12 protein-coding genes are annotated in these 17487 nt (G+C 40.7%); 3 read left to right on the top strand and 9 right to left on the bottom strand.

Going from position 1 to position 17487, the window contains the following annotated elements:
* Positions 1 to 3 precede the first annotated feature (3 nt).
* The 3 genes from FOC45_RS03395 to FOC45_RS03385 all read left to right on the top strand — a co-directional run bounded on the left by FOC45_RS03395 (position 4) and on the right by FOC45_RS03385 (position 2310).
* Positions 4 to 228 carry a hypothetical protein gene (locus FOC45_RS03395; protein ID WP_034540657.1) on the top strand — a complete coding sequence of 75 codons (225 nt, stop codon included), beginning with the start codon at positions 4 to 6 and terminating at the stop codon, positions 226 to 228.
* A complete protein-coding gene (locus FOC45_RS03390; RefSeq protein ID WP_009392618.1) occupies positions 218 to 538 on the top strand; it encodes a hypothetical protein in 321 nt (106 codons plus the stop codon). The genes FOC45_RS03395 and FOC45_RS03390 overlap by 11 nt, the downstream gene beginning before the upstream one ends.
* Before the next feature lie 65 nt (positions 539 to 603).
* Positions 604 to 2310: a phospho-sugar mutase gene (locus FOC45_RS03385; RefSeq protein ID WP_009392620.1), complete on the top strand. Its 1707-nt coding sequence runs from the start codon at positions 604 to 606 to the stop codon at positions 2308 to 2310.
* Between the two features lie 139 nt (positions 2311 to 2449).
* On the opposite strand, the gene FOC45_RS03380 is transcribed toward FOC45_RS03385, so the two are convergent.
* From FOC45_RS03380 to FOC45_RS03340, 9 genes are all read right to left on the bottom strand, one after another.
* Positions 2450 to 3931 (bottom strand): RagB/SusD family nutrient uptake outer membrane protein, encoded by a 1482-nt coding sequence (locus FOC45_RS03380; RefSeq protein WP_009392621.1) that lies wholly within the window; start codon positions 3929 to 3931, stop codon positions 2450 to 2452.
* Between the two features lie 24 nt (positions 3932 to 3955).
* A complete protein-coding gene (locus FOC45_RS03375) occupies positions 3956 to 7222 on the bottom strand; it encodes a TonB-dependent receptor (protein ID WP_009392622.1) in 3267 nt (1088 codons plus the stop codon).
* Between the two features lie 94 nt (positions 7223 to 7316).
* A complete protein-coding gene (locus tag FOC45_RS03370) occupies positions 7317 to 8237 on the bottom strand; it encodes a dihydrodipicolinate synthase family protein (RefSeq protein WP_009392623.1) in 921 nt (306 codons plus the stop codon).
* A 50-nt stretch (positions 8238 to 8287) separates the two neighbouring features.
* Complete coding sequence (locus tag FOC45_RS03365; protein WP_034540329.1) at positions 8288 to 9520, bottom strand: MFS transporter; 1233 nt, start codon at positions 9518 to 9520, stop codon at positions 8288 to 8290.
* A gap of 36 nt (positions 9521 to 9556) precedes the next feature.
* Positions 9557 to 10855 (bottom strand): cyclically-permuted mutarotase family protein, encoded by a 1299-nt coding sequence (locus tag FOC45_RS03360; RefSeq protein WP_009392627.1) that lies wholly within the window; start codon positions 10853 to 10855, stop codon positions 9557 to 9559.
* Positions 10855 to 12024, bottom strand: a complete 1170-nt coding sequence (locus FOC45_RS03355; RefSeq protein ID WP_009392628.1) for an AGE family epimerase/isomerase — start codon at positions 12022 to 12024, stop codon at positions 10855 to 10857. The genes FOC45_RS03360 and FOC45_RS03355 overlap by 1 nt, the downstream gene beginning before the upstream one ends.
* A gap of 393 nt (positions 12025 to 12417) precedes the next feature.
* On the bottom strand, positions 12418 to 14109 hold the full coding sequence (locus tag FOC45_RS03350) for a hypothetical protein (RefSeq protein WP_009392630.1): 1692 nt from the start codon (positions 14107 to 14109) through the stop codon (positions 12418 to 12420).
* 18 nt (positions 14110 to 14127) lie between these two features.
* Positions 14128 to 15807, bottom strand: a complete 1680-nt coding sequence (locus FOC45_RS03345) for a hypothetical protein (RefSeq protein ID WP_034540325.1) — start codon at positions 15805 to 15807, stop codon at positions 14128 to 14130.
* Between the two features lie 16 nt (positions 15808 to 15823).
* The gene (locus FOC45_RS03340; RefSeq protein WP_009392634.1) at positions 15824 to 17476 is read right to left on the bottom strand and encodes a RagB/SusD family nutrient uptake outer membrane protein; all 1653 of its coding nucleotides are present in this window, start codon (positions 17474 to 17476) and stop codon (positions 15824 to 15826) included.
* Positions 17477 to 17487: the final 11 nt, after the last annotated feature.

Raw genomic sequence — 17487 nt, 5'->3', positions numbered from 1 at the left:
ATTATGTGTGTATTAGTATATCCAAAAAATGAAGCTCAAAAATCAGCTTTAACCTCTTTTTTAGAGGAGAGAGACATTGATTTTGATTATGAAGAGCCAAGAGCAACACCTAATGAGTATCTAAAGTTGCTTGAAAATAGAATTGATGAAATTAAGTGTAATCCTGAGAGTGCAGGAAGTAGTTTTAATGACTTCGACAAAAAAATGAGAGCTAAATATGGATTTTGAATTAATGATTCATCGTCAAGCTGAAATAGATTTAGAAGAAATACTTATTTTTTACAATAATATCAAAAATAACTTAGGCTTTGAAGTATATGAGGAAGTTTATGACTATATTCAAGAGATAAAAAGTCGCCCTTTTTCTTTCCGAAAAGAAACAGAACAAATACGAGTTTATTTTACAAAAAGATTTCATTTTGCTATTTATTTCGTAGTTGTTGAAGACCTTTTTAAAATTTGGATTATAGGAGTTATAAATCAGAAAGACAACCCTAATAAGTTAGAAAGAAGAATTTCAGTCCTTAATTTGAATTAAGCTACTAAATATTTTGGAAACAACGCTAGTAGCAGCAACTACTAGCTTATAATAAATTTGATTTTATGAAAAGTATTGAAACAGCTAAAACGTGGCTTTCTGACACTTTTGATGCAGAAACCAGAGCTACGGTACAAGCCCTCATCGATGGTAATCCTGATGAACTAAATGAGGCTTTCCACAAAAACTTAGAATTTGGTACCGGAGGAATGCGCGGTATTATGGGCATCGGTACGAATCGTATCAATAAATATACGCTCGGCAAAAATACTCAAGGTTTGAGCAATTACCTCCACCAGTCGTTCCCTAATAAAGAAATAAAAGTAGCTATCGCTCACGACTGTCGCAACAACTCTAAGAAATTTGCCAAAATAGTAGCCGATGTATTTGCTGCTAACGGCATCAAAGTATTCCTCTTCTCTGACCTACGCCCTACTCCAGAGCTTTCATTTTCTGTGCGTTACTTAGGTTGCCAAGCGGGTATAGTACTTACTGCTTCGCACAACCCACCAGAATACAACGGCTATAAAGTATATTGGGAAGACGGCGGACAAACAGTGCCCCCACAAGACGGCGAGATAATGAAAGCTATCGATGCTATCGACTTCAAAGACATTAAGTTCAATGCTGATGAGAGCCTTATACACTACATCGATAAAGAGCTTGACAATGCTTTTGCCGAAGCCTCTATTAAGCACGCTGACTTCAAAGTAGCCCATAAAGAAAACCTTAAGATTGTATTTACTTCATTGCACGGTACTTCTATCACTATGGTACCAGAAGTACTCAAACGCGCAGGCTATACCAATGTGCATATTGTAGAAGAACAAGCAGTACCTGACGGCAATTTCCCTACAGTGAAATCGCCTAACCCTGAAGAACCTGAAGCGCTAACTATAGCTCTTAAAAAAGCTGATGAGCTCAATGCTGACATCGTTATCGGTACTGACCCTGACTGCGACCGTATAGGCATAGCCGTACGCGACCTTAATGGTAAAATGGTACTATTAAACGGAAACCAAACAATGGTTATGATGACCGACTTCCTTTTAGCTCATCAAAGCAAAAAAGGCTTCAAAGGCAATGAATTTGTAGCGTCTACTATTGTTTCTACTCCTATGGTAAAAGCAATTGCCGATGCTTATAAAGTAGAATATAAAGAAGGTCTGACAGGCTTCAAATGGATTGCCAAAATGATAAAAGACTTCCCTGAGCTTACTTTTATAGGCGGTGGTGAAGAAAGTTTTGGTTATATGGTCGGTGATTTTGTACGCGATAAAGACGCTGTAACCGCTACCCTATTAGCTTGCGAGATAGCTGCCGATGCCAAAGCCAAAGGCAGTACTTTCTACAAAGAATTGCTACACGCTTATACTAAGTATGGTTTCTATAAAGAATACCTCATTTCGCTAGTGAAGAAAGGTATTTCAGGCTCACAAGAAATAGCCCAAATGATGATAGACTTGCGCGAAAATCCGCTTAAGGAAATCAATGGTGAAAAGGTAACTCTTATCTGCGATTATCAGTCATCTAAGGCATTCCACCCTCTTACTGGCAAAGTAGAAGAAATTGAGGTACCAAAATCGAATGTACTGATATACCACACTGACAAAGGTACGCGTATAGCAGCGCGCCCTAGCGGTACCGAACCTAAAATCAAATTCTACTTCAGCGTAAACACTACCCTCAGCGGTTTAGCAGCTTTTGAAGAAACCCAAAAGGTATTAGACGGTAAGATTAAGAAGATAGTAGAAGAATTGAAACTACAATAGCATATTATCGCAAATAAATAAAGCCTCTGCGCTAAAGCGCAGAGGCTTTATTTTTTCATAAAACAGAAAACAGAGCCCTTAGTACTAAGGAGCTCTGTTTTCATTTCAATAAAGCTAAAATCTTTATCTTTGTATAAGATTAATTATAACCTTCTGTTTGAACAAGTGTTTTATCATCAGCTATCATAGATGGCGAAATAGGCAAGTAAATATTCTTTCTAGTACCTCCTGAAGTCATTGAAGCTACTTCGTCATACACAAAGTTATCTCCTGCGCGTAGTAAATCCCACCAGCGTTTGCCTTCTCCTATAAACTCCTTGTAACGTTCATCAAGAATGGCTTTAGCATTAATAGCTTTAGTGCTATTGGTATAACCATAAGTAGCAGCATTGTAATTACTACCATAGGCTCTTGCACGCACTTGGTTTATCTCTGCAGAAGGGTCTTCACCTAAGTTATTTTTAGCCTCTGCTAATAGCAATAATACATCAGCATAGCGATAAATAGGCACATTATTTTCGTTTACTATATCACCTGAGTTATTCTTACCTACAAATTTTGATAGTATAGAGCCCAAATAATTAGTAGTATTGAAAGGTATATGTCCTGCATTATCAGAATAAACACGTACGAATGTAGCACGGCGTTGGTCTTTTATATCATCTAACAGACGTAATGTCTTTTCTGAAGGAGAATGATAGTTGCCACCTTCTACGTACAAGAATGATGAAATTTTTCTACCACTATCGTCATACATATCTTTAACGTCAGTATTACGCGCTGTTGTTACTTTATAGAAGTGCTCTGCTTCATCTTTCTTATAGTCTAAAGCAAAGATAAATTCGGCATTCTTTTCATTATCAATACCCCATAATTTATCATAAGACACTAATGAACCTGACACTTGACTAAGAGCATTTTTAGCTTCTGTAAAATCAGCAGTGCCACCACCTAACACTTTTCCTGACCACAAGAACACATCGCCTTTTAGAATAAGGGTAGCGCGTTTAGACCAATATACATTATCGCGGTAGAAATTTTCATTGCCGTTAAATAAATCTAAAGATCTTTGAATATCTTGCTTGATAAAAGCTAATACTTCTGCTTTAGGAGCACGAGCTTTTCTTAGCGCGGCTAAGTTATCAACGTTTTGCAAAGGTTCTGTAACGATAGGTACATCGCCCCAACTCTTTAGCATAGTATAATAGATATAGGCTCTGAGTCCGTACATCTGTGCTAGCATATTCTTCTTTTCATTTTCATTGCTGAAAGAAGTCTGAGGCGCATTTTTAATAAAGTCATTAATATAATGCAACATAGTATACCAACCTCCCCAGCTATTAAATGCCACTTTGGTAATGTTGATATCATTAGTAAATAGGTCTTGGTTATGCGCATTTTCAATACCTTTACCTCCCCATATATCAGAGCGAAGCTCTCCCATTAACCACATTGTATAGCCATAAGCTCTAAAACGTGAATATACGCCTGAGTGTACTGACTTAGCAGCCTCTTCTTTATTCCAAAAACCTGTATAAGTAAGATCACTTTCTGGAGGTGTTTCTAATTCACAGGCTCCCAATAAAAGCAATGAGAGTCCTAATAATATATTTCTTTTCATCTTTATTCAATATTTAAAAGTTATTTAAAAAGTAGCGTTGATACCAAAGGTAAAGCTACGTGGTAGAGGGAAACGTCCATTGTCCCAACCTCCTTTTTCAGGAGAATAACCAGTATACTTAGTAAAGTAAGCCAAGTTAGTACCTGAAACAAAAAGACGAATATCTTTGAAAGCATTATTCACCGCAGCTCCTGGTAGGTTATAGCTAAGAGTAATTTCGCGCAAAGCTAAATAATCTCCTTTCTCCCAATAACGAGAGCTTGCTGAATATTGTCCTTCACCTCCAGCCTTATGGTTACCACGAGGGTCGGTAAAGTCATAACGTGGAATATTAGCATTAGGATTCTCAGGTGTCCAAGTATCTCTTATCTCAGATGTCCAGTTCATATTACCTTGTACTTGCGAAATACCTCTAGTGCGCACAGCATTATTTATTAAGTGTCCTACTGCATAATCTGTTTTTACAAAGAGATTAATGTTTTTATAAGTAAAATCAGTAGTAAAACCTCCTATAAAATCAGGGGTGGTTCTACCTAACACTACTCTATCGCGGCTATCAATAATACCATCGCCATTTACATCTTTCCAACGAGTGTCACCTACTATAGGTTTTCTGTTAGCAGCAGGGATAGTACCCGCATAAAACTGAATTTTTCTATCTTTATCAGCTTCTAATTCTGCTTGGTTATGATATACTCCTTCATCCTGATAACCTACTACTAAGTCATCACCTACGCGTTCACCTTCTTGGCGACCGCCTACATACATAGTTTGGGTAGGATTTGAAGGATCCCATATTTCTTGTCCTCCTATACGATTCTTATCATTACCATTATTAGGAAGTTTCTTCACAAAACTGCGAATACGAGTAAAGTTAGCTCCTATATTCCATTTTATATTATCAGTATTGATAACTTTGAAGTTAGCCTCTATTTCAATACCTCTATTTTGTAGTGTACCATTATTGATTTTTACTGAAGAGAACCCTGTAGAGATAGGAATTCTTTGGTCTGCCAATTTATCATAGATATCACGAATGAAATAATCTACTAAGAAATTCACACGATTATTAAGAAGCCCAAGGTCTAAACCAAAGTTTAGCGTAGTAGCTTTTTCCCATTTCAAATAGTACAAAGGTACAGAGGTATTCACATAACCTTTTTTACCATTATAAGGAGATTGTACACTATATTTACCTAATAACCAATAGTAGTCATTATCTATGGTCAAAGCATCAATATTTCCGTTTACCCCATAGCTTACACGTGGTTTTAGTCTGGTCACCACTTGACTAACTTTTCCTTCTTTGAAGAACTCTTCATTATGAGCATTCCAACCTATAGAAGCTCCTGGGAAGAAACCAAACTTATTATCACGTAGTTTTGAGGTACCGTCATAGCGGAAAGTAAGTCCTAAAAGGTAACGGTCATCATAATCGTAATTAAGCTGTCCAAAAGTAGACACTATACTATAATCGCGTTTATAAGAAGAAGGAATACCACTAGCTTTTGAACCTGCATTAAGGGTGCGGATAAGGTCGGTAGGAGAGCCTTCAGTTGCAGCACTCGAAGAAAACTGTTGTTGTTTGAAATACTCACCTCCTAATAGTGCGCTTAGGTTATGCTTTTCAGCAAAAGTATTTTTATAGTTCAAAGTAAGTGTTCCTTGATTATTCATAGTGCGGTCATAAGCTGTACTAGCATAGCGAGAAGATACCAAAGCACCACTATTCAAATAAGATTTATAAAATCTTTCTGATGTATTATGTACTGCAAAGTGGCTAGCACGAGCCATCAAAGAAAGATTTTTAACCAATTTCCAATCAAATTGTATTGAAGCCGTAATGCGGTGTTCTATATTGTCCATTAAGAATTTATCTTTGTAGTAAGCAGGGTTACCAAATCCTGAGTTACTACCAGGGTTATAATTTTTAGACGAACTACCATCAGGATTAGTATTGTAAATACGCGAAGTTGGCGCTTGTCCTGCAAAACGTTGGAAAATAAAATAGTCATCTTCATTGGCATAGCCACTCAAAGCATCTCTAAAAGAACCTACTCTATTAGATTGAGCGTAAAGAATATTAGAAGATACTTTAAAATCATCTGTAATCTTATAAGAGCCATTGAAAGTACCTGAATAACGTTTGAAATTAGAACCTAATACTAAACCAGTATCATCTAGATACCCTAATCCTAAATAGTAAGAGCCTTTATCATTACCTCCTTCAAATGATACACTATAATCTTTAGCATCACTGTATTGGTAGATGAGTTCTCCTACATTATTATTTTGGAAAATAAGTGTTTTATTAGGGTCTAAAGGGTCAGTCATTGTTTGCCATTCAGGATTGTTTAGCAAATAACGATTGGCATTTGTAAGTTCCATTGTGGTGTATGGCGAATCAGTAGTATTATTACCTGTTGCCATAGCGTGCGTGCCAGTAAGGAATTGGTCGAAGTTGTGCACCCCATAGTCTTGTACGTTCTTAATAGCACGTCTGTTCCAATAGATAAAGTCGCGCGCATTTAAATAATCAGGTAGGGAACGCTTCTGATTCATTGTATACTTAGTACGTAAGGTAATATTAGAACGACCTGTTTTACCTTTTTTAGTGGTTACTAAGATTACCCCATTAGCTGCACGAGCTCCATAAATAGCAGTAGAAGCGGCATCTTTTAGCACTTCCATAGACTCTATATCATCAGAGTTTAGGGCGTAAAAAGAACCTGGTACCCCATCAATTAACACCAAAGGCGAACCACTACCGTCAAATCCTGTACCACCACGCAATTGTATTTCAGGGGTAGTACCTGGTTTACCAGTTACTTGTGTTACTCTAAGCCCTGCTATACTACCTTGCAAAGCAGTAGCCGCATTAGAGCGTGGTGCACTTTCTAACACTTTAGTATCTAACTTTGAAACTGAAGTAGCCAAAGTCTTACGAGTCTGTACACCATAACCGGTTACTACCACCTCATCAAGCGTATTAGTCTCTTCTTTTAGCTTGATATCAATTGTTAGATTTTTACCTCCCCCAGTGACTTTTTTCTCCTGAGTGGTATAGCCTACAAAGCTAAACACAAGAATATCACCCTCTTTTACAGTTAGGGTATAATTCCCATCAAAGTCGGTCTGAGTACCGTGAGTGGTACCCTTCACAACCACAGCAGCGCCTGGCAACGGCAACTCGTCTGACGATACCGTCCCTTTCACTATTTTTTCTTGTGCCCAACCTATAGCGGTAAAGAGCATCAAGAAGAACGAACAAAATAAAATCTTTTGTTTCATAATCAAGTATATTTAATTTCCAATTAGTTATGATTTAGTTGTTAGTTTTTAGTCGTTAGAATGTTGTCGCTTGCTAACGACTAATCACTAACGACTATTTATTGCATTTATTAAAAAAGTCTATGCTTTCTAACTCTTTCTTTATCACAGCTTCCTCTTCATCGGTGATGTTTTGGAAAGGTGTGCGGTTGATACCTAAGTCTAAGCCAAGCAGCTTCATTATGCGTTTGCCACATACTATATTACCGCGGTATTTAGCAATTACGTTTATTACATCTTGGGCGTAGTTTTGCAGTTCGGCAGCTTTAGCAATATTGCCTTTGTGATATTCGTCTATAATACCCACTAACACCTTGCCTATATAACTACCTGTACCACTGATACCTCCGCGAGCTCCTCCCATCACTAAGGCGTTAAGGATAGTCTCATCTAAGCCATAAAGCATATCATACTTGCCATTGTTGTAAAGCATACATTGGTTGTACTCATATAGCGGCTCGTAGGTGTATTTGATACCCGCTAAGTTAGGAATACGACCGTCAGCAGCTTTTAAGAAAGGCAACATTGGCAAATACACTCCGTTAAGCACAGGTATATGATAGAAGTAGAAAGGCAAATTAGGTGCCCCACAAGCTATTTCTTCGCAGTATTTCACTAATTCTTCTACCCTACCCGCTTTAGGGAAAGGCGATGCCATAGCTCCGATACCAAAAGCCCCTATCTGTTGGGCGTGTTGTGCCATTTTATAGCTATCTTTTATACAAGTTGCCCCGCAGTGTACTATCACTTTGAAGCCTTTAGGGGCTACTGACACCCATTTCTCTGCTATCTTCATACGTTCTTCAACCGTCATCATATAGCCTTCGCCTGATGAACCGTTGATAAACACTCCTATTAATCCATTTCTTTGCAAAAGTTTTGCATACTCATCTATAGGGTCTAAATTTACCTCACCTTTCTTGTCGAAAGGGGTAAAGGGCGCTACTATCAGCCCATTAATTTTTTCAAATGTCATATTATTTAGTTATTAATTTTTAGTTGTTAGCTTATTGGCAAATCGACAAATTAATTGCCACATATTTCTCTTTTTGGTTTTAAGAATACCAGCATCAGCACGATAGCTATCAAGATGATTACCGATAATTTGCTAAAGTCAGCACCTAAGTTGCCCGCATCGGTAGAGCTACCGAGCATTCGGGTAACGGCATAACCTGCAAATACACCGCCCATATTCATAATGCCATACGCAGTAGCGCGCTGTTGTTGCGGTATGATTTGGCACAAGATAGGCATATTGTTGGTGTCGAACATACCATAACCAATTCCGAAGAGCAAAGTTGCTCCTATCATCGCTACATATGAGTGTCCAAAGCCTATCAATATCAAGGCTGGTATGGTGAGCCCCAACCCTATGGTACTGGTATAAATACGCGCTTTGATATTGGTCTGTACCCAGCGGTCGGACAAGGTACCTCCTATAAGCACTCCTAAGAATGAAGATATAGCGATAGAAATAGTTGCCATAGGTCCTGCGGTAGCCATATCTACTCCCAAATTGGTAGCAAAAAGGGTAGGCAACCAGTTCTTAGTACCCCAACCTGGGAAGCTCGATGCCATAAAGTAGAAGAGCAATATCCAGAAGGAGAAAGTGCCAAATACCAGCGTAAGCGACTGCCATAGTCCGCTCTTTTCTGTCGGAACAGCTGTTTGTACTACGCGTGGTTTGCGCTCTATATCGAAAAGGGTAAAGACTAAGAACACAGCATACACTATACCTGCTATACCAAACCAATGAAACACGGTGTGCCAAGTGTAGTTTGAGGCTATGGTAGCCCCAAAACCGCCTAAAGCCTGCCCCGCATAGAGCCCCGACATATGGATACCTACTGCCAACGAACGCGATTTTGAGCTGTGATAGTCCGCTATCATCGAAAGGGCTGTAGCTAAGTAAAGCGCTTCACTCACTCCCATTAAGGCGCGTAGCCAATACACTTGGTCAAAGGTAGTAGCATAGCCCATTCCGTAAGTTACGGCCGACCATACAAAGAGGCTGCCTACTATCATCCACTTGCGGTTAAGACGGTCAGCCAAAATACCCGCTACGGGACTCATCAATCCGTAGATAAGGAGGAAGATGCCCATTAAGCGACCAAAATTCTCGCCTACCGCAAGCTCTGTAATATCCATTTTCATCGACTCTTGCATCGTAGAGAGCATTTGTCGGTCTAAATAGTTCAGTAGTGCCACCACCCATAGCAGGGCAACTACTATCCAAGGGTATATTTTACTGTTTTTCATATGAATCATTAGTTTTTAGTCGTTAGTGGTTCGCGGTTAGTTAATTTTCAATCGATAGGTTTTAGGGCTGCGAACACCGGGTTTGAGTTCCCCTTGCACAAGGTAAAACTCAGCTGGGGTGCCTACTAAAGTAGCGCCTGCCCGTGCAAAATCAGCTTGCGTATCGAGTACTGACCACTGCTGCGAGTGTGTATCAAACAGATAGCATTCCTTATTGAATTGGTAATATTCAATAGGTTGTGTCATATAATGCGACATATAGTCGTAATTCTTCTGCTTGCGTTGCTCATCTGTAAGGGTAGTATCTTTACCCAAGTGATAAAGGTCTGTAATAGTATTGATAAACAGACGGTGGTTCACCCCTCCAAAACAAGCTATATAACGATTGTCAATAGCCAAAGCGGTAGCCCCTGTAAGCGAAAAGATTTCTTTATTAGGGCTTTCTTGTACCCCTACTTCCTGCCACTGCTGTTGCTTCAAACTAAAAGCCAATACCTTTTCGCCCATAGTAGGCGCTTTAGTGGCATCACCTCCGAAAAAGCCTCCTAACACATACAAAAGAGTATCGTTTTCTTTTTCGATAGCAGCCAATACAGGCTGTACTCTTGCCTCACCAGGGAAATCAGCTAACAGCTTCCACTGTTTATCTGTAGCCGTATCTATATAAAATACTTTGTTAGAGGCTTTGCCCGAAGCGTTGCCACCTGCTACAAACACCTTGCTGCCTACGCTCGCCCCCGCAAAGTTATCAAGAGGCTCGGGTAAAGCAGGAAAGTCAGTTAGAGTAAGTCCTTTTTCTTTTGAATATTGCACTTTATAGCAGGTAGCTAACGAGTTAGTAGCCGTTTGCCCGCCTATCCACAGATAGCCATCAGGAATGGCTACCGATACGCCATAAGCAGCGGCTTCAGGTAGTTTGCCTATCGTCTGCCATTGATTTTGATTTTTATCAAAGTGAAGTATTGCCTCGTAAAACACTTTTTTGCCCCCTTCAAAACCGAGTTTATCAGGGAAATTGCAACCGCCTGCCACCAATAGGTCTTCGCCTATAAGTGCGGCGTAGGCAGCCGAAACGCCTTTCTGAAGGTCGCCCTCTAAGCCTTGGGTTGTAAGTGTTGTAATATTAATTTTCATAGATTGTTCTTTTTGGGTTTCTGTACAAGATATTAAGGCAAGGAGGAAAATTAATGATAACCTCCCCCTTACCCCCCCCAAGGGGGGAATGCAGTGATGCAAAAGCGACTGAGTAGACTTTGTCGTGAAAGACCGTAGCACCGCAGGCATTAAAAACTTTGACAAAGTTTTGTATATTATATGTTCTTTATCATTATTCATTAACCATTGATCATTTCAATTGTTTTCCAAACTTGGTACAAACCTCTTGGCACGTGGAAACAGCCTTTCCACTTACCGCCTTTCAGGTCGAGAAGTACCTCTCCTTGGCGGTTGAGATACCCCCACCACTCAGGGTATTCAGGGTCTCTAAAGTGCTGCCAAGTATAATTATGCACTTTCTCAAACCATTGTAGGCAGTCTTTATTGCCTGTTAGTTGGTAACCTTTTATAAGCGAAATAAGCGTTTCGATATGCACCCACCACAATTTCTGATCCCATTCTAATTGCTGAGGCGGACAGCCTTTTCTGTCCATAAAGTAGTAGATACCTCCGTACTGCTTATCCCAACCATACTCAAGCATTGTTAGGGTAGTTTGCACTGCTTTTTCTATCAGAGCAGGGCGGTTAAGGCGCTTGCCTAAATCCATTATAAACCACATCGCCTCGATAGCGTGCCCTGGGTTGAGGTGTCTACCTTCAAAAGTATCGGACAAGCTACCATCAGTATTCACATTTTCTACTACTATACCCCCCAGCTCCGGACGCAAAAATACTTCCATCACCTCGTGAATGCAGGCTTCCATAGCCTCTTCTATAAATGAGGGCTCTAAAAGCGGCTCTATTTCAAGGGCTAAGTTGCACAATATCATCGGTAGGGCAAAGTTTTTGAGCGAACGCGTACCAGGGTGGGCTTTGCTCCATTTGCCTTTAGGATTGTCTTGTTTAGAGAGGATTATATCAAAAGTTTTTTTAGCGATATCAGCGTATTCTTTATTGCCTGTAGCGATGCTTAGCTGACCAAATGCCATAGTGGCAAAGGTATAAGAGAAGATGTTATAAGGTTCTACTAAAGGGTTGCCTTGTTGGTCTAACGAAAAGTACCAGTTTAGCTGCCCATCGTGTCCGTATTTTTTTAGGAACTCAGCCCCTTGTATAGCGCAGTCTAACCATTCTTGGCGTTTTTCTACGCGGTTGTATAGCATACTAAAGAGCCATACCTCACGGGCTTGCAGCCATATAAACTTATCTGTATCAAATACGTTACCTTTTCGGTCGAGGCAAGTAAAATAGCCTCCATACTGTTTATCTTGCGATTTTTCTAACCAAAAAGGAACCACCTTTTGTAGAAGCTCATCGCGATATTGTTTTTCTAATTGTTTAAAATCCATTGTTTTATTTATTTTTTACCTCGAAGCTAAGAGCTACCTCATTAACCTCATTATATTTTTAAAATAGCACGGCAAATGTACGTCAATAATTTAAAACTAACAAATATTTTTTAAAGTTTTTTAATTACAAACGGACTAACACCTTACTTTAACAATCAAAAAACACTCACTATCAGTAGTTTAGATAGTAAAATTTTCTTTTATTTTTTCTTATTCTTTCTATTAGCTCTCACTTTTCCGTACAAAACCTATCTTTACTCTATTATAAAAAGTAAAAACGAAAGTTTTAAAAAGACAAAACACTAAAATAAAGAAAATTAGTATTTTAAAATATTTTAGTTTAGTCGTTAGAAAGCGACACTATGCTAACGACTAACGACTAAAAACTAACGACTAATTGGGTAAATCAATCCCCGAAGGGTTTAGTCCTTTACCACCGCCTGCAGTATAGCCTCTACTCTCTCCTGTTTCCCAAGGCGATACCCAGAAAGCGTATAAATCGCCATTAGTAAGGTAGAACCTAAAACGCAAAGGTTTATCTCTGAGTGCCGCAAGGGTAGTATTGCCTTTCCACTGTACGCGAGCTTTGGTGCTGTCAGTTTTCTGTAGTTCTATACAGTCTTTTTTAGTAAAACCACTGATAGGAGTACCGTTTTCGTCCAACACTTCCACTAAAAGTTTCCCTTTAGGAAGAGCCACATTTACAAACAGATATTCGCCGTCAAAACGCACTTTCTCGGTAGTGGCAAACGCTTCTTTCTTATCAGCTTTTAGCGATACAAATCCATCACGGCGCAAGGTAGCTAAGCCGGTGCTCATACCTGCATCCCACCAAATACCATTTTTAGAGCGACCACTGCTGTAAAAATAAAGCGAATCGCCTACAATAATAGGCACCCCATTTACTGACTGCATATTGCCGTAATTCCAAGCCCCTTCAGTAGGATTTACTCCCATAAACGACTGGTGCGTAGGGCGCGAAAAGTGAAACCCATCACGGCTGTAGCCTAATTGTACTTCGTTGCGTTTAGGCATCATCGCTTTTTTGGCAATACCATTTTCAGGCCCTTGCCACTGACTGTAAAAACCTAAAATAATACTCTCGTAGGCAATAGCATCAAAATTGTAAATGCCAGGGTCTACTTCAGGATAATCAGGGTGGCGTTTTTCTTTGTCGTCAGGCGTAAACCAAAAAACATTATACTTATCGTTAATTTGTCGGCTCTTCATATGGGCAAGGCTTACGGCATCTTCAGCGTTAGGGTGCTCTAAATAAGCCCGCGAACGGTTCGACACCGCTGGCACTGAATAGCGCATACTGATAACCCAACGATGAGTAAAAGGATTGTAAAACACTGAAGCTCTATCGGTTATGCTCCCTGAGTGCGCTACACCTTTATCCGTCCAATGAATACCATCAGATGAGTATTTTAGCACAAACTGATATTGCGCTTTATCGCTTTTATACTCATTATTATTCATTACTTTATACTCTACATTGAAGAATTTCCAGCGCTTAGCAGGGTCTTTTTCATTGCGGTCAAGCCATACAGTGGCAGCGTCGCGGTTGTTCACATCCACGTAGTTAGTACCGGGCACTATATCTAACGAGGGTTTCGTCCAATGCTTACCGTCTACCGATTCGGCATAGCAGGTAGCCAAACCGTGTTTAGCTTCATTTGCCTGCGAAGCTCCTGCCAAATACCACATCTTAAACTTCTGGTCAGCTTCGTCATACCACACCCCATCGCTAAACGGAGCGGCATACGGATAGCCTTCTTTTGTGTTTTCCCAAGGCTTATCAGCCTTTAGGACAGGATTTTGTGCATAGAAATGGGGAGTATGATAAACTTTCTGCAAATGATTTTCGCTGAGCAAAAAGTCATCTACAAATAGCTGCCTGCCAGTATTGATAGGTATCACTGCTGGCTTGTGTTGTAGGTAGGGTACCGGCATTTCTTTTCTCTCAGTAGGCTCTTCATAACGGGGTGGCCACTGTGCGGGTAGCGTTATACCGTTATGAAGTACCTGACCGAAAGCGGTATTTGCCAATACCATATTGAAAATTAAATATACTTTCTTCATTTTTAATTTGCTAATCTGCTAATTGGCTAATTTGCTAATTGGTAAATCAATCCCCGAAGGGTTCAGCCCTTTACCTCCGCCAGCGGTATAGCCTCGGCTTTCGCCTGTTTCCCAAGGCGATACCCAGAAAGCGTATAAGTCGCCATTAGTAAGGTAGAACCTAAAGCGCACCGGCTTGCCTTTAAGGGGGGCAAGGGTAGCATTGCCTTTCCATTGTACGCGTGCTTTAGTACTATCAGTTTTTTGTAGCCCTATACAGTCTTTTTTGCTAAAACCACTAATAGGGGTACCGTTTTCATCTAATACTTCCACTAAAAGTTTCCCTTTAGGAAGAGCCGCATTTACAAATAAATAGTCGCCATCAAAACTTACTTTTTCAGTAGTGGCAAAAGCCTCTTTTTTGTCTGCTTTCAGCGATACAAACCCATCGCGACGCAAGGTAGCCAAGCCTGTTGAAGTATGACTATCCCAAAACACATCGCTAAGCCTACGCCCGCTGGCATAGAAGTAAAGCGAATCGCCTACGATGATAGGCACTCCATTCACTGACTGCATATTTCCCCAGTTCCACGCGCCTTTGGTCTCATTTACATTCATAAAAGGTTGGTGGGTAGGGCGTGCAAAGTGAAAACCATCGCGACTATAGCCGAGCGAAATCACATTGCGCTTCTGTATCTTATCTTGCTCACACACCTTGTTTTCAGGCCCTGCCCACGCACTGTAGAAACCGAGTATAATACTCTCGTACGCAATAGCATCAAAGTTATAGATACCGGGTTCTACTTCGGGGTATTTTTCGTGGCGTAGCTCTTTGTCATCAGGAGCAAACCAGTAGTGCACGTGCTTATCGCGGTCGTCTTTGCGTATGCGGTGGGTTACCGATACCAGTTCCTCAGGGTCAGAGTGCTCTACATAAGCACGCGAGCGGCTAGATACAGGGGTACCATAACGCATACTAATCACCCATTTTTTAGTAAACGGATTGTAGAATGCCGATGAGCGGTCGTATATATCACCCGATTGTGCTACCCCTTTGCTCCAATGAATACCATCAGCAGAGTATTTAAGCACTATCTGCCAACGGCGGTCTGAAGGACGGCGTTCTACATTAAAAAGTTTCCAACGCTTAGCAGGGTCTTTCTCATTGCGGTCAAGCCATACAGTAGCGGCATCGCGGTTAGAGGTTTCTACTATGTTAGTATTGCTATACACGCCTGCGGCAGGTTTCACCCAATGCTTACCGTCAGCCGATTCGGCATAACCGGTGTAGAATGTTTGGGGGTCTCCTTTGTGTAGGGTGCCTGCCCCTGTTAGGTACCACATTTTGTACTTGCCATCGCGCTCGTCATACCATATACCATCGCTAAAAGGAGAAGCGTAAACGGCACCTTGGGTAGTTTTCTCCCATTCTTTATCAGGCTCTAACACAGGGTTACCAGCATAGTAAGTAGGGGTATGATATACCTTTTGTAGGTTATTTTCGCTAAGCAAAAAGTCATCTACAAATAGCTGTCTACCGGTGTTGATAGGTATTACTGCTGGTTTTTGCTGCAAGTACGGCACCGGCATTTCTTTCCTCTCGGTAGGCTCTTCATAACGTGGTGGCCATTCTGCTGGCAACACTATACCGTTATGAAGTTCCTGACCAAAAGACTTTATACATAAAGTAATTGAAAGTAAAATGATTATTCTTTTCATTATATTAGTTTGATAATTACCAACCTGGGTTGTTACGAGTGATGTGTGGGTTGCCCTCAACTTCGTCTACCGGTAGGGGTAGCCACTCATTTTTGTTTTCTTGGAACCCGAGATAAGCAGAGTTGCTATACTTTTTAAAATTAGGGTCAGTGCGCTCTAATTCGTGGAAACGTTGTGCTACCTTGCCCCAACGCAATAGGTCGAAAAAGCGATGCCCTTCTTGGGTAAGCTCTAAGATGCGTTCGTGCTCTATCACATCCATATCTACAGTGCTTACCGCTGGCATACCTACGCGGGCACGCACTTGGTTTACAGCGTCTAACGCCGTTAGTGAGCCTTGTGTACCGCCTTTTACCACAGCTTCGGCATACATTAGCAACACATCAGCATAACGGATTTCTGTTTGGTTAAGACCATTGGCTCTACCATTCCACATATAGAAGTTATCACCAGGGTTACGAGTAGCAAGCGTCCAGTCAATACCTTTACGGCAAGCGGCTTTGTACTTCTTTGCTTGTGCTTTGGCTACCCCAAAACCTTTAGCTCCGTAATACTCTCTGAATGTTTTATTATCAAAAATACGGACTTCATCACCTGTACGAGCGTTAATTTCTGATTTGGTATCGTCAAAAATCAAAGTGCCGAACATACGTGGGTCGGTGTGCCCCGAAGCATCTTTAGAATTTACAAAGGTGTTATACACCCAATCGTGTATCACACTGCTATTTGCATTTTTATTGGTAGGTGGCAAATAACCACGTGGGTCGCGCCATACCCCGCTATTAGATAGCCCTGGGTTAAATCCGGTATTGGTTACATCGCCCAAGAATTGCAACTCGAATATAGACTCATCGTTGTTTTCAGTAGCCACCTTAAAGTTGTCGTTATAATCGGCTACTAAGCGATATTTACCACTGAGTATTAGCTCGTTAAACTCGGCTGCGGCTTCGTTATAATAAGTTGTGCTACTATGGCCGTAGTAGTGCTCAATGCCTGAGCGGTACAAATAGGCTTTCCCAAGCAGGGCAATAGCCGAACCTTTGGTCACACGCCCTACTGATTCGCCTGTCCAAAAGCCTTTTTCTGGCAAGAGTTCTTTAGCGCGTTTAAGGTCTGATATAATAAAGTCCCAAGCCTCTTCAGGGGTAGCCTGTGGTTTGTAGTCTTTGGCTGACGAAGGTAACTCTTTCATCAGTGGTATATTGCGAAAGTTCAAAAACAAAAACCAATGCGTATAGGCTCTTAAAAAATACGCCTCACCCAAATAGGCATTCTTTAGTTGTTGGTTGCTAAAATTCACTTTAGGTATCTCCTCTATCATTTGGCAGGCTTGCGAAGCTGCTGTATAGAAAAGCGAATAAGGCTGTACTATGGTATACCAAGAGCTAGAAAGGTTCGCAGAATACTGTCCTGGCACTCCATAGTCCGAAGCATCGCTACTCTCATCGCCTCGGTTAATTTGCAAGCGTCCTGCTGTACCCATCGCTCTTGGGGTAGTGATGTAGGCATAAATACCTATCACCCCCTTGTTAATGTTTTGCGGCGTGTTGTAAAACCCATTTACGTCTTGTTGGTTAGGGTTGCTCGCCAATTCGTCAAAAGTCTTTTCGCAAGCGGTTAGCCCTATAAGTGAGGCTATACATATGGCTTTATATAGTATCTTTTTCATTTCGTTTTCAG

This window comes from Capnocytophaga sp. FDAARGOS_737 (genome assembly GCF_009730375.1).
GTDB classification, from domain to species: domain Bacteria; phylum Bacteroidota; class Bacteroidia; order Flavobacteriales; family Flavobacteriaceae; genus Capnocytophaga; species Capnocytophaga leadbetteri.
Note: the sequence above shows the minus strand (reverse complement) of the source record. Positions and strands in the feature narration are given on the sequence as shown.

Excerpts from the sequence above, each read along its gene's own strand:
- FOC45_RS03395 (WP_034540657.1), top strand. The coding sequence starts at position 4 with ATGTGTGTATTAGTATATCCAAAAAATGAAGCTCAAAAATCAGCTTTA.
- FOC45_RS03390 (WP_009392618.1), top strand. The coding sequence starts at position 218 with ATGGATTTTGAATTAATGATTCATCGTCAAGCTGAAATAGATTTAGAA.
- FOC45_RS03385 (WP_009392620.1), top strand. The coding sequence starts at position 604 with ATGAAAAGTATTGAAACAGCTAAAACGTGGCTTTCTGACACTTTTGAT.
- FOC45_RS03380 (WP_009392621.1), bottom strand. The coding sequence starts at position 3,931 with ATGAAAAGAAATATATTATTAGGACTCTCATTGCTTTTATTGGGAGCC.
- FOC45_RS03375 (WP_009392622.1), bottom strand. The coding sequence starts at position 7,222 with ATGAAACAAAAGATTTTATTTTGTTCGTTCTTCTTGATGCTCTTTACC.
- FOC45_RS03370 (WP_009392623.1), bottom strand. The coding sequence starts at position 8,237 with ATGACATTTGAAAAAATTAATGGGCTGATAGTAGCGCCCTTTACCCCT.
- FOC45_RS03365 (WP_034540329.1), bottom strand. The coding sequence starts at position 9,520 with ATGAAAAACAGTAAAATATACCCTTGGATAGTAGTTGCCCTGCTATGG.
- FOC45_RS03360 (WP_009392627.1), bottom strand. The coding sequence starts at position 10,855 with ATGAATAATGATAAAGAACATATAATATACAAAACTTTGTCAAAGTTT.
- FOC45_RS03355 (WP_009392628.1), bottom strand. The coding sequence starts at position 12,024 with ATGGATTTTAAACAATTAGAAAAACAATATCGCGATGAGCTTCTACAA.
- FOC45_RS03350 (WP_009392630.1), bottom strand. The coding sequence starts at position 14,109 with ATGAAGAAAGTATATTTAATTTTCAATATGGTATTGGCAAATACCGCT.
- FOC45_RS03345 (WP_034540325.1), bottom strand. The coding sequence starts at position 15,807 with ATGAAAAGAATAATCATTTTACTTTCAATTACTTTATGTATAAAGTCT.
- FOC45_RS03340 (WP_009392634.1), bottom strand. The coding sequence starts at position 17,476 with ATGAAAAAGATACTATATAAAGCCATATGTATAGCCTCACTTATAGGG.